This window comes from Azospirillum argentinense (assembly GCF_000632475.1).
Taxonomy (GTDB): domain Bacteria; phylum Pseudomonadota; class Alphaproteobacteria; order Azospirillales; family Azospirillaceae; genus Azospirillum; species Azospirillum baldaniorum.
The window spans coordinates 48128-60514 of the sequence record NZ_CP007797.1 but is presented as its reverse complement, the minus strand read 5'-3'; the positions used below and the strand labels follow the sequence as shown (position 1 = coordinate 60514).

Annotated in this window: 10 protein-coding genes; 9 read left to right on the top strand and 1 reads right to left on the bottom strand. The window is 71.1% G+C overall.

The window, feature by feature from the left end:
- Positions 1-45 precede the first annotated feature (45 nt).
- The 6 genes from ABAZ39_RS29545 (at position 46) to ABAZ39_RS29520 (ending at position 5542) form a co-directional block, all read left to right on the top strand.
- Positions 46-1257, top strand: a complete 1212-nt coding sequence (locus ABAZ39_RS29545) for an FAD-dependent monooxygenase (RefSeq protein WP_040137891.1) — start codon at positions 46-48, stop codon at positions 1255-1257.
- A 159-nt stretch (positions 1258-1416) separates the two neighbouring features.
- Entirely contained in the window at positions 1417-2172 is a 756-nt protein-coding gene (locus ABAZ39_RS29540; RefSeq protein WP_040137890.1) for a maleate cis-trans isomerase family protein, read from the top strand.
- A gap of 13 nt (positions 2173-2185) precedes the next feature.
- Complete coding sequence (locus ABAZ39_RS29535) at positions 2186-3001, top strand: alpha/beta fold hydrolase (protein WP_040137889.1); 816 nt, start codon at positions 2186-2188, stop codon at positions 2999-3001.
- Positions 3002-3028: 27 nt separating this feature from the next.
- Positions 3029-4075 (top strand): 2,5-dihydroxypyridine 5,6-dioxygenase NicX family protein, encoded by a 1047-nt coding sequence (locus ABAZ39_RS29530; RefSeq protein WP_040137888.1) that lies wholly within the window; start codon positions 3029-3031, stop codon positions 4073-4075.
- Positions 4072-4686 (top strand): isochorismatase family protein, encoded by a 615-nt coding sequence (locus tag ABAZ39_RS29525; RefSeq protein WP_040137887.1) that lies wholly within the window; start codon positions 4072-4074, stop codon positions 4684-4686. The genes ABAZ39_RS29530 and ABAZ39_RS29525 overlap by 4 nt, the downstream gene beginning before the upstream one ends.
- Positions 4687-4777: 91 nt before the next feature.
- Positions 4778-5542: a TetR/AcrR family transcriptional regulator gene (locus tag ABAZ39_RS29520; protein ID WP_014200187.1), complete on the top strand. Its 765-nt coding sequence runs from the start codon at positions 4778-4780 to the stop codon at positions 5540-5542.
- A gap of 119 nt (positions 5543-5661) precedes the next feature.
- On the opposite strand, the gene ABAZ39_RS29515 is transcribed toward ABAZ39_RS29520, so the two are convergent.
- Positions 5662-6690: a LacI family DNA-binding transcriptional regulator gene (locus ABAZ39_RS29515; protein ID WP_051658729.1), complete on the bottom strand. Its 1029-nt coding sequence runs from the start codon at positions 6688-6690 to the stop codon at positions 5662-5664.
- 221 nt (positions 6691-6911) lie between these two features.
- On the opposite strand from ABAZ39_RS29515, the gene ptsP reads away from it, so the two are divergent.
- The 3 genes from ptsP to ABAZ39_RS29500 are packed head-to-tail and all read left to right on the top strand — an operon-like array spanning position 6912 to position 12219.
- Entirely contained in the window at positions 6912-9464 is a 2553-nt protein-coding gene (ptsP, locus tag ABAZ39_RS29510) for a phosphoenolpyruvate--protein phosphotransferase (protein WP_081863433.1), read from the top strand.
- Complete coding sequence (pfkB, locus tag ABAZ39_RS29505) at positions 9461-10429, top strand: 1-phosphofructokinase (protein ID WP_040137886.1); 969 nt, start codon at positions 9461-9463, stop codon at positions 10427-10429. Before ptsP ends, pfkB begins: the two co-directional genes overlap by 4 nt.
- 35 nt (positions 10430-10464) lie before the next feature.
- Positions 10465-12219, top strand: a complete 1755-nt coding sequence (locus tag ABAZ39_RS29500; RefSeq protein ID WP_040138345.1) for a fructose-specific PTS transporter subunit EIIC — start codon at positions 10465-10467, stop codon at positions 12217-12219.
- Positions 12220-12387 lie beyond the last annotated feature (168 nt).

Sequence of the window (12387 nt, the reverse complement as noted above, 5' to 3'; positions counted from 1 at the left end):
CAATTCTCGGTCGCCGTCCTTCAGGAGGCAAGAGTGCGAACCAACATGCGAATTGGCATCGTCGGCGGCGGCATCGGCGGCGTCGCGCTGGCCGGCAGCCTGCTCCAGCGCGGCTTCGAGGTCCGCCTGTTCGAGCGGGCGCCGGGCTTCGGCGAGATCGGCGCCGGCATCCAGATGACGCCGAACGCGGTGAAGGTCATCAAGTCGCTGGGTCTGCTCGACAAGATGCTGGCCGCGGGCTTCCTGCCGCAATCGCTGGTCGGGCGCAACTGGCGCAGCGGGCGGGAGAGCTTCCGCACGCCGCTGATCGAGACCTGCCCGGTGCTCTACGACGCGCCCTTCATCCATATCCACCGGGCCGACCTGCACGCCATCCTGGCCTCGCTGGTCCCGGACAGCGTCGCCAACTTCGGGGTGAGCTGCACCGGTGTGCGCCAGGACAAGAGCACGGCGGTCGCCAGCTTCAGCGACGGCAGCGAGTTCGAGGCCGACCTGATCGTCGGCGCCGACGGCGTGCGCTCCGTCGTGCGCTCCGCCCTGTTCGGGCCGGAGGCGCCGCGCTTCACCGGGCACATGTGCTACCGCGCCGTGGTGCCGACCGGCGGGGTGGTGGATTACGTCAGCCCCGACGCCTCCTTCTGGTTCGGGCCGCACAGCCACGTCGTGACCTACTACGTGCGCGGCGGCAAGGCCGTGAACATCGTGGCGGTCGCCGAGACCAAGGAGTGGGTGGAGGAGTCCTGGAACGCCCCCAGCAGCAAGGAGGAGATGCTCGGCGCTTTCCGCGGCTGGCACCGCAACGTGGAGACACTCTTCAGCAAGGTGGATCAGGTCTACAAATGGGGCCTGTTCGACCGCGACCCGATGACGAGCTGGTCGAAGGGCCGCATCACGCTGATGGGCGACGCAGCACACCCCATGCTGCCCTTCCTCTCGCAGGGGGCGGCCATGGCGATCGAGGACGCCTATGTGCTGGCCGAATCCCTGAAGGGGCACGGCAGCGACGTCGCCTCGGCGCTGCGCGACTACGAGGCGGAGCGGCTTCCCCGCACCAGCCGCGTCCAGCTGGAGGCGCGGGAGCGCGGACGGACCTACCACCTGCCCTCCCCGCTGGCCCAGGCGAAGCGCGACTTCATGTACTGGCTGCGCGGGCTGTTCAACCCGCAGGCCACCGGCATCCAGGCCAACTGGGTCTACCAGTACGACGCCCGCGCCTTCCGCCCGAACCTCTCCGACAAGCCGCGCCTCGTGGCGTGATGCCCTCCCTACCCTACCCCTCCCTACCTACCGTACGGTACGGGTACGGTACGGTCCGGCCGGGACTGCCGCCGCTTCGCAGAAGGCACCCTCTCCCGCGAGAGCGGGGGAGGGCCGGGGTGGGGGCCAGCCGCCAGAAGACATCTCCAAGGACCGACCATGACCAACAAGACCTATCGCATCGGCCAGATCGTCCCCAGCTCCAACACGACCATGGAGACCGAAATCCCGGCGATGCTGACCGCCCACGCGCTGGCGCACGGCACCCGCTTCACCTTCCATTCCAGCCGCATGCGCATGAAGACGGTGAAGAAGGAGGAGCTCGCCGCCATGGACGCCGAGTCCGACCGTTGCGCGCTGGAGCTGTCGGACGCCCGCGTCGACGTGCTGGGCTACGCCTGCCTCGTCGCGATCATGAGCATGGGCAAGGGCTACCACCGCGTCTCGCAGGAGCGGCTGCACGGGCGCACCGCGGAGAACGGCGGGACGGCCCCGGTCATCACCAGCGCCGGCGCGCTCGTCGACGGGCTGCACGTGCTGGGCGCCAAGAAGATCGCCCTGGTTGCCCCCTACATGAAGCCGCTGGCGCAGCTCGTGGTCGATTACATCGAGCATGAGGGCGTGCAGGTCGCCGACTGGCGCGCGCTGGAAATCCCCGACAATCTGGAGGTCGGGCGCCACGACCCGTCCCGCCTGCCGGGCATCGTCGCCGGCATGGACACCGCCGGGGTAGACGCCGTTGTGCTGTCGGCCTGCGTCCAGATGCCGTCGCTGCCCGCCATCGCGCAGGTCGAGGCGATGACCGGCAAGCCGGTGCTGAGCGCCGCCGTCGCCACCACCTACGCCAAGCTGAAGGCGCTGGGCCTGCCGACGCGCGTTCCGGGGGCCGGCGCCCTGCTCTCCGGCGCCTACTGAGCGGGGGTATGTCATGACCAGCAACACCTACCGCTACGGCGCGAACGTCCGCGCCAACGGCATCCGCCAGCATTACCTGCGCTACGGCGGCGAGGGGAAAACCCGTCCCGTCGTCATCGTTCCGGGCATCACCAGCCCCGCCGTCACCTGGGGCTTCGTGGCGGAGCGCTTTGGGCGCAGCTTCGACACCTACGTGCTCGACGTGCGCGGGCGCGGCCTGTCGGAGGCGTCGGACGCGCTCGACTACGGGCTGGACGCCATGGCCGCCGACGTGACGGCCTTCGCCGAGGCACTGAACCTGCGCGACTACGCGCTGGTCGGCCACTCCATGGGCGCCCGCATCGGCCTGCGCGCGGTCAGCCGCCATAGCGCCGCCCCGGCGCGGCTGGTCATGGTCGATCCGCCGGTCTCCGGGCCGAGCCGCCGCCCCTACCCAGCGCAGTTGCCCTGGTACGTGGACTCCATCCGCCTGATGCGCGAGGGCGCCGACCTGGAGGCGATGCGGCCCTTCTGCCCGACCTGGACCGACGAGCAACTCCGCCTGCGCGCCGAATGGCTGCACACCTGCGACGAGCGGGCCATCGTCACCGCCTTCAACGACTTCCAGACCGACGACATCCACGCGGATTTCCCGCGCATCCCCTGCCCGGCCCTGCTGATCGCCGCCGGGCGCGGCGACGTGATCCGGCCGGAGGAGGAGGCGGAAATCCGCCGGCTCCAGCCCGAGCTGGCCGTCACCCGCGTCGAGGGGGCCGGCCACATGATCCCCTGGGACGACGAAGAGGGCTTCTACCGCGCCTTCGGCACCTTCCTCGGCACCGCCGTCTGACCGCCCATCCGGAAAGGGACACGCATCATGCCCGTCAGTGACGCCGATATGGTCCGCGCCTGGACCCATGTTCTGACCCTGTCGAAGCTGCAGCCGCAGGAGGTGGTCACCGTCCTGACCAGCGACGGCACCCATCCGCAGACCCTGCGCACCGCCCTGATCGCCGCCTCGAACTTGGGCGCGCGGGTCAACCGGCTGGACCTGCCGCCGGTGAACGCGGAGCACGCCCACAGCCGCGACAGCCTCGCCTATCTCGGCACCACCCCGCTGACCGGAAACCGCGCCGCCATGGCCGCGCTGAAGGAAAGCGATCTGGTGCTGGACCTGATGACCCTCCTCTTCTCGCCGGAGCAGATGGAGATCCTGGAGAGCGGCACCAAGATCCTGCTCGCCGTCGAACCGCCGGAGGTGCTGGTCCGCCTGCTGCCCAGCCTGGAGGACAAGGCGACGGTGGGCGAGGCCACGGCGCTGCTGAAGGCGGCGAAGGAGATGCACGTCACCTCGCGTGCCGGCACCGACCTGCGCCTGCCCATCGGGGAGTTTCCCACGGTGCAGGAATACGGCTTCGTCGACGAGCCGGGGCGCTGGGACCATTGGCCGAGCGGCTTCGGCTTCACCTTCCCCAACGAGGGGCAGGCAAGCGGGCGGATCGTGCTCGACAAGGGCGACATCCTCCTGCCGATGAAGTCCTACCTGACCTCGCAGATCGAGATGACGGTGGAGAAGGGCTACGTCACCGCCATCACCGGCGGTTTGGACGCCGACCTGCTGAACGACTACATGGACGCCTTCGCCGACCCGGAGGCCTACGCCATCTCCCACATCGGCTGGGGCACGCAGAAGCGGGCGCGCTGGTCGACGCTCGGCCTCTACGACCGGGAACAGACGCTGGGCATGGACGCGCGGGCCTTCGCCGGGAACTTCCTGTTCTCGCTCGGTCCCAACAACGAGGCGGGCGGGTCGCGCACCACCGCCTGCCACATCGACATCCCCATGCGGAACTGCACCGTCAGCCTGGACGGGCGCGCGGTCGTCCGCGAGGGCAAGCTGCTGGCCGGAAAGGAACTGGCATGAGTGTTTCGGAACAGGCCGTCTACGAGCGGCAGGGCTTCGGCCAAGCGCTGGGCATCCAGGGCCGGATCGGGCTGCTGATCGTCGATTTCGTTAACGGCTTCGCCGACCCGGCGGTGTTCGGCGGCGGCAACATCGCGCCGGCCATCGCCCGCACCGCGCAGGTGCTGGAGAAGGCCCGCGCCATGGCCTGGGCGGTCGCCCACAGCCGGATCGTCTACGCCGACGACGGGTCGGACGGGAACGTCTTCTCCATCAAGGTGCCGGGCATGCAGACCCTGACCGAGCACGCCGCCATCAGCGCCATCGTGCCGGAGCTGACTCCGGTGCCGGGGGAGCTGGTGGTGCGCAAGACGGTTCCCTCGGCCTTTTTCGGGACCGGGCTGGCGCCGTGGTTGACACAGCGCGGCGTCGAGACTCTTTTGATCGCCGGAGCGACGACGAGCGGCTGCGTGCGGGCCAGCGTGGTGGACGCCATGTGCCACGGCTTCCGCCCGGTCGTCATGGCCGATTGCGTGGGCGACCGCGCCCTGGCGCCGCACGAGGCCAACCTGTTCGACATCGGCCAGAAATACGGCGACGTGGTTCCGGCGGAGCGCATTCTCGCCTTGTGAGACGCGGTCGGGGTTGAAAAGAGGATCAGGCGTTGCACCATGTTAGACTTTCCATCCGAAGAGTGCCGCCGGGAGTGAAATGAGCCGACCGATGAGCAAAGTCCAGGACAGCGCGCCCGTCGCCGACACCGCGCCGGAGAGCAGCACCGCGCGGGGCCGGCCCGCGCGCGGCCGCCGCGCCGGGCCGGGCCGTCCGGAGGGCACCAGCAACGTGCGCGACCAGATCCTGGACGCGGCGGAGCTGGAGTTCGCCAACCTCGGCTACGCCGGCACCAGCCTGCGCAACGTCGCCGACCGGGCCGAGGTGACCCAGGCCCTCATCAGCTACTATTTCGGGTCCAAGCACGGGCTGTTCGAGGAGGTCTTCCTGCGCCGCGGCCGGAAGATCGCCGACGAGCGCATGGAGCGGCTGGAGGCGCTGCGCCGCGGCCCCGCGCCGCCGCCGGTGCGCGACATCGTCTACGCCTTCCTGATGCCGGCGCTCGCCATGCGCGAGACGGAGGGGGGGCGGACCTTCATGCGGCTCCAGGCCCGGCTGCACACCGAGCCGCCGGAGATTTCCTACAAGCTGCGCAACGAGGCCTACGACGCCTCGACCCGCATCTTCGCCGCCGCGCTGAAGGAGGCGTTGCCGCATCTGTCGGAGCGGGACGTCTACTGGCGGATGACGCTGATGATCGGCGCCTATCTCTACGCCTTCTCCGACACCCACCGGCTGGAGGAGCTGGCGCCGGGCATCTGCAACCCCGGCGACCCGGACGAGATCATCACGGAAATCAGCAGCTTCGTCAGCGCCGGGATGCTGGCCCCGGTGCCGGAACCGGCGCGGGCGCCGGGGCGGAGGAAGCGGGGGTAGTTTTTTGGAAAGTGGCTGCGTTGCGCCCCCTCCCGGCCTCCCCCCGCTTCGCAGGGGGAGGAGATAAAGCCCTCCCCTGCGAAGCGGGGGAGGGTTGGGTGGGGGCCCAATTCAACCACTCACCCCACCCCACCCGTCGACCCCCGCGCCACGCAGGTCCCCGACAGCACCACCTTGCGCGTCGCCCGCTCCGGATCGTCGAGCCGTTCGAACAGCAGCGTCATGGCGGCGCGCCCGATCTCGTGGACCGGCTGTTCGATCACCGTCAGGCCAGGGCCGACCAGCTCCGTCCAGGGCTCGTTGTCGAAGCCGGCCACCGCCAGATCGCCGGGAATCGTCAGCCCCAGCGTCCGCGTCGCCTTCACCACTCCCATCAGCAGCAGGCTGTTGCTGACCATCACCGCGTCCGGCATGGCGCCGGAGCGCCGCGCCTCCGCCAACCAGCGGGCGATCTCCACCTCCGCTGCCTCCGCCGTCGGCGGGACGAAGCGCGCCTCCGCGTGCAGACCGTGGGCGGCCAGCGCCGCCTGATAGCCGGCGTGGCGCTCCACCGCCGTGGTGCTGGTGTTGCCGAACAGGCCGGCGATGCGGCGGTATCCCTGGCCATGCAGGTGATCGACCAGAAGGGCGGCGGCCTGCGGGTTGTCGAGAACCACCGAATCGAACCGCCCGGCGGGCGCGCTGCGGTCGATCAGCACGACGGGAAAATCGAGGTCGGTCCGGTCGAGCTGGGCCAGCGTCGCGCGGGTCGGCGCGAAGATCAGGCCGGTCACCCGCTCCTCCTGCATCAGCCGCAGGTACATGGCCTCCCGCTCCGGGTTCTCGTCGGTGTTGCACAGGATCACCCGCATGCCGGCCTGGAAGGCGGCGTCCTCCACCGCGCGGCTGACCGCGGTGAAGAAGGGGTTGCGGATGTCCGAGACGATCAGCCCGATGGTCTGGGAATGCTGCGAGCGCAGCCGCCGCGCCGACAGGTTCGGGCGGTAGCCGGTGGCCCGCACCGCATCCTCCACCCGCGCGCGCAACGCGTCGCTGACCGGGCCGTTGCTCAGCACCCGCGACACCGTGGCGACCGAGACACCGGCCTCGCGGGCGACGTCCTTGATTCCGACCGCCTTGATTCCGATGGCTTTGGCGCTGTCGCTCATGATGATCCGGTCACCGATCCGTCTTGAAACTGTTTTTGAAATCGTTTCCATCCCTTAGGGCTATTTAACCGCCCCATACGGCACAGTCTGCCCGAAGGAGTCCGCGGATTCAATGCAAACTCCGTTGACAGAGCCAGATGTAATCGTTTTCAATAACAGCGCTGCAAGGACGACGCCCAAGAACGCCCGGCGCCACACCGAACGGAGGAGACGGACCCGCCATGGCCCCCGACGCCAACACCGCCATCATGCCCACCGGCCTGCCCAACGATTTGCTGCGGCCCGATCTGCTGCGACTGAACGCCAGTCCCGCCGGCAAGGAGGAGGCGATCCGCGAGGCCGCCCAGCTCCTGATCGCCGCCGGTTGCATCGACCCGGCCTACGCCGCCAGCATGCTGCGCCGGGAAGCCGTGGCGAACACCTTCCTCGGCCACGGCGTCGCCATTCCCCACGGCATGGTCGAGGACCGCGGATTGGTCCGCCGCAGCGGCATCGCCGTCCTCCAGGTGCCGGGCGGCATCGAATGGAATCCCGGCCAGACGGCCCATCTGGTGGTCGCCATTGCCGCCCAGTCCGACGCCCACATCGCCGTGCTGCGCCGCCTGACCCGGCTGATGCAGGACGAGGCGCGGCTGACCGCCCTGTTCACCGTCACCGACCCCACCGCCCTCGCCGCCGCCCTCAGCGAGGACGCGCCCGTGACCGCCCCCACCACGCCGGGCGGCGATCTGGCGGAGCGCTTCGACTGGGTGGTCGACTACCCCACCGGCCTGCACGCCCGCCCGGCCACCGCCTGGGTGGAGACGGCGCGCGCGTCGGCCGCCCGCATCCAGGTCCGCCATGGCGATCTGGTGGCCGACGCCAAGGCGCTGGTGGCGCTGCTCCAGCTCGGCCTGCGCGCCGGCGACAGCGTGGTCGTCTCGGCGGAGGGCGAGGACGCCGTGGCGGCGCTCGCTCGCATGAAGGCGACCATCACCCGCCTGACCGCGCGGGAGAAGGCGGACGCCGCCGCCGCCGCGCAGAAGTCCCGCGCGCCTGTGCGCGGCTGGACGCCGCCGAACCCGCTGCCCGCCGTTCCGGGAATCGCCGCCAGCCCCGGCCTCGCCATCGGCCCGGTGCATGTGCTGCCGCGCGCCGCGGTGTCCGTGCCCGACGAGCCGGTGCCCCTGATCGAGGGCGGCGACCGCCTGCACGAGGCGCTGAGCCTGACCCGCCAAAATCTGAAGGCGCTGGCCGACGACACCGCCCGCCGGCTCGGGCCTTCCGAAGCGGCGATCTTCACCGCCCAGGCGGAAATCCTGAACGACACCGACCTCGTGACTCTGGCCTGCCAGTTCATGGTCGAGGGGCACGGCGTCGCCTGGTCCTGGCATCGGGCGGTGGAGCGCACCGCCGCCGGGCTGGCCGCGCTCGACAACCCGGTGCTGGCAGCCCGCGCCGCCGACCTGCGCGACGTCGGCCAGCGCGTCCTGGCGCGGATCGACCCGGCGCTGCGCACCGGCGGCGCGCCGGACCTGCCGGACACCCCCTGCATCCTGATCGCCGAGGACCTGTCGCCCTCCGACACGGCGGCGCTGGACATGGCGCGGGTGATCGGGCTGGCGACGGCGCAGGGCGGCCCGACCTCCCACACCGCCATCCTGGCGCGCACGCTGGGGCTTCCCGCGATGGTGGCGGGCGGCGCGGCGCTGATGGAGCTGGCGAACGGCACCCCGGCCATCCTCGACGGGCAGACCGGGCGCTTGCACCTGTCCCCCGCCGAGGCCGACATTGCCGACGCCCGCGCCTGGATCGCGCGGGAGGACGCCCGCAAGGCCGAGGAGGAGGCCCGGCGCGGCCTGCCCGCCCGCACCCGCGACGGCCACGAGGTGGAGATCGGCGCCAACGTCAACCGCCCCGATCAGGTGGCGGTCGCCCTGTCGCAGGGGGCGGAGAGCGTCGGTCTGATGCGCACCGAGTTCCTGTTCCTGGAGCGCGGCGACGCCCCCGGCGAGGACGAGCAGTACGAGACCTACCGCGACATGCTGACCGCCCTGGAGGGCCGTCCGCTGATCGTCCGCGCGCTCGACATCGGCGGCGACAAGCAGGTGCCGCACCTTCAGCTTCCCCATGAGGAGAATCCCTTCCTCGGCGTGCGCGGCGCCCGCCTGCTGCTGCGCAGGCCCGAGCTTCTGGAGACGCAGCTCCGCGCCCTCTACCGCGCCGCCAAGGACGGCGGGGCCAAGGGCGGCGGAAATCTGTCGATCATGTTCCCGATGATCACGGCGCTGGGCGAGGTGCAGGCCCTGCGCGCCGCCTGCGACCGCATCCGGGCGGAGCTGGACGCCCCGGCCGTGCCGCTGGGCATCATGGTCGAGGTTCCGGCGGCAGCCATCCAGGCCGACGTCCTGGCCCGCCATGTCGATTTCTTCTCCATCGGCACCAACGACCTGACGCAGTACGCGCTGGCCATCGACCGCCAGCACCCCGAACTTGCGGCGGAGGCCGACAGCCTGCACCCCGCCGTCCTGCGGCTGATCCGCCTGACGGTGGAGGGGGCGGAGCGGCACGGCCGCTGGGTCGGCGTCTGCGGCGGCATCGCCGGCGACCCGTTCGGCGCCGCGCTGCTGACCGGGCTCGGCGTGCGCGAGCTGTCGATGACGCCGCGCGACATTCCCGCGGTGAAGGACCGGCTGCGCGGCAGCGAGCTCTCCGCCCTGCGGCAAGCCGCGCAACGGGCGCTGGACTGCGAGACCGCCGACGCGGTGCGCGCGCTCGACGGAGGCGAAGCATGAGCACGCTCGGAGAAGACATCCGGCCGGTCGTCACCGTCACGCTGAACCCGGCCATCGACCAGACCATCACGGTGGAGGCGCTGCGCCCCGGCCATGTGCACCGGGCAAGCGCCGTGCGGCGCAACGCCGGGGGCAAGGGCGTGAACGTGGCGAGCTGCCTCGCCGACTGGGGCACGCCGGTGGTCGCCACCGGCCTGCTGGGCAGCGGCAACGCCGCGGCCTTCGAGGCGCTGTTCGCCGCCAAGGGCATCGCCGACCGCTTCGTCCGGCTGCCCGGCGAGACGCGCGTCAACGTCAAGATCGCCGACCTCGCCGCGGCCGACACCACCGACCTCAACCTGCCCGGCCTGACCGCCGACGCCGACGCCGACGCGCTCGACCGCGTCCGTCGCACCCTGCGCGAGCTGGTCCTGCCCGGCACGCCGGTCCTGCTGGCGGGAAGCCTGCCGGACGGGCTGCCGGCGGACAGCTACGCGACGCTGACGGCGGACCTGCGCGCCCAGGGCGCCCGCGTGGTTCTGGACAGCAGCGGCCCGCCGCTGGCGGCGGCGCTGGCGGCCCCGGACCTGCCCTTCTGCATCAAGCCGAACCGGCACGAGCTGGAAGCCTGGGCCGGCGCCCCCCTGCCCGACACCGAAGACCTTCTGGCAGCGGCGCGCGGCCTGCACCGGTGCGGCGTTGCGGTGGTCGTGGTGTCGCTGGGAGCGGACGGCGCGCTGTTCGTGGCCGACGGCCCGGCGCTGCACGCCCGGCTGCCGGCGGTCAACGCGCTGAGCACGGTGGGGGCCGGCGACGCCATGGTGGCGGGGCTGATCGCCGCCTTCGGCGCGGACGCGCCGCTGGAGGGCATCGCCCGCCTGTCCGTGGCCTTCGCCACGGCGAAGCTCGGCTGCTTCGGACCCAACCTGCCGGGGGCGGACGCGGTCCGCGCGCTGGCCGGACAGGTCGAACTCTCAACGCTTTAATGAACGGGGAGCGGGCGACCGCTCGGGAGGAAACCATGGCGAACATGCTGGCCGTGATCGCGGCGGGCGATCTCAGCACCCAGGCCGTCCTGGCCGCCGAAGCGCTGCGCAAGGCCGCGACGGCGCTCGGCCACACCATTCAGGTGGAGGTGCGCTCCAGCCTCGGCGTCCGCAACACGCTGCCCACCGGGGCGGCGCAGGGCGCGCAGGGGGTCATCCTCGTCGGCTCCGGCGATCTGGGCGAGGAGCGCTTCGCCGGGCTGAAGCGCAGCGCCGCGGCGCTCGATGCCGTGCTGCGCGACGCGCGGGCGGTTCTGGAGCAGGCGTTGGCGACCGCCCCGGCCCAGGCCCCGGCCCAAGCTCCCGCACAGGCGGGCACGAAGAAGATCGTCGCCATCACCTCCTGCCCCACCGGCATCGCCCACACCTTCATGGCGGCGGAGGGCATCCAGCAGGCCGCCCAGGCGCTGGGCCACGCCGTTCGGGTCGAGACCCAGGGCTCGGTCGGCGCCCGCGACACGCTGACCGAGCAGGAAATCCGCGAGGCCGACGTGGTGCTGATCGCTGCCGACACGCAGGTCGACCTCGCCCGCTTCGCCGGCAAGCGCGTCTTCAAGAGCGGCACCAAGCCCGCCATCAACGACGGCCGCGCCCTGGTCGAACGCGCCCTGGCAGAGGCGCAGCCCCACGGCACCGCCCCGGCGCTGGCCGACGGCGTGGCGGCGGGCAAGGCCGCCAAGGCGGAGCACGTAGCGGCTCAGCGCAGCGGCCCCTACAAGCATCTGATGACCGGCGTGTCCTTCATGCTGCCCTTCGTGGTGACCGGCGGCCTGCTGATCGCCATCGCCTTCGCGCTCGGCGGCATCTACGTGTTCGAGGACAGCCAGCAGGGCACGCTGGGCAACGCGTTGTTCCAGATCGGGGCCAAGGGCGCCTTCGCGCTGATGGTTCCGGCGCTGGCCGGCTACATTGCCTTTTCCATCGCCGACCGTCCGGGCATCACGCCGGGCATGGTCGGCGGCATCCTGGCCGCCAACCTCGGCGCCGGCTTCCTCGGCGGCATCGTCGCGGGCTTCATCGCCGGCTACGCCACCAGCTTCCTCAACCGCAACATCCGGCTGCACAAGAATCTGGAGGGGCTGAAGCCGGTGCTGATCCTGCCGCTGTTCGGCTCACTGGTCACCGGCCTCGCCATGATCTACGTGGTCGGCGCCCCGGTGGCGGAGGCCCTGGCGACGCTGAGCGCTTGGCTCAAGGGCATGCAGGGCAGCAGCGCCATCCTGCTCGGCCTGCTGATCGGCGCGATGATGGCCTTCGACATGGGCGGTCCGGTCAACAAGGCCGCCTACGCCTTCTCCACCGGCCTGATCGCCTCCCAGGTCTACACCCCGATGGCCGCCGCCATGGCCGCCGGCATGGTGCCGCCGCTGGGCCTGGCGCTCGCCACCAAGCTGTTCGCCGACCGCTTCACCCGGGAGGAGCGGGAGGCCGGAAACGCCGCGGGCATCCTGGGCATCGCCTTCATCACCGAGGGCGCCATCCCCTTCGCCGCCCGCGACCCGCTGCGCGTCATCCCGGCGCTGGTGCTCGGCGCGGCGCTGACCGGGGCCATCTCCATGGGCATCGGGGCGGAGTTGAAGGTTCCGCACGGCGGCATCTTCGTCCTGCCCATCCCCAACGCCGTAACCCATCTGGCGGGCTACGTCGTGGCTCTGGTCGCCGGGACGGTCACCACCGCGGTCGCATTGCGGTTCCTGAAGCGTCCGGTCAGTAGCGTGGTGACCGCGTAACAGCGCTGCGAAAGCGTCGTTGAGATGAAAACGTTTACATAACCCCTGGACAGAACGCCTCGTCAGCCCTATCTTTCTTTTGCTGCCTCGGCAGCACGCTCTATAGGGCGTTTCCTCCCTAGACTCAGGCCACGTGCGGTTCCCGTGCGTGGCTTTTTTTTGTCCGGC

Bases quoted from the DNA above. Each gene is read 5' to 3' on its own strand.
- ABAZ39_RS29545 (WP_040137891.1), top strand. From the start codon at position 46: ATGCGAATTGGCATCGTCGGCGGCGGCATCGGCGGCGTCGCGCTGGCC.
- ABAZ39_RS29540 (WP_040137890.1), top strand. From the start codon at position 1,417: ATGACCAACAAGACCTATCGCATCGGCCAGATCGTCCCCAGCTCCAAC.
- ABAZ39_RS29535 (WP_040137889.1), top strand. From the start codon at position 2,186: ATGACCAGCAACACCTACCGCTACGGCGCGAACGTCCGCGCCAACGGC.
- ABAZ39_RS29530 (WP_040137888.1), top strand. From the start codon at position 3,029: ATGCCCGTCAGTGACGCCGATATGGTCCGCGCCTGGACCCATGTTCTG.
- ABAZ39_RS29525 (WP_040137887.1), top strand. From the start codon at position 4,072: ATGAGTGTTTCGGAACAGGCCGTCTACGAGCGGCAGGGCTTCGGCCAA.
- ABAZ39_RS29520 (WP_014200187.1), top strand. From the start codon at position 4,778: ATGAGCAAAGTCCAGGACAGCGCGCCCGTCGCCGACACCGCGCCGGAG.
- ABAZ39_RS29515 (WP_051658729.1), bottom strand. From the start codon at position 6,690: ATGAGCGACAGCGCCAAAGCCATCGGAATCAAGGCGGTCGGAATCAAG.
- ptsP (WP_081863433.1), top strand. From the start codon at position 6,912: ATGGCCCCCGACGCCAACACCGCCATCATGCCCACCGGCCTGCCCAAC.
- pfkB (WP_040137886.1), top strand. From the start codon at position 9,461: ATGAGCACGCTCGGAGAAGACATCCGGCCGGTCGTCACCGTCACGCTG.
- ABAZ39_RS29500 (WP_040138345.1), top strand. From the start codon at position 10,465: ATGGCGAACATGCTGGCCGTGATCGCGGCGGGCGATCTCAGCACCCAG.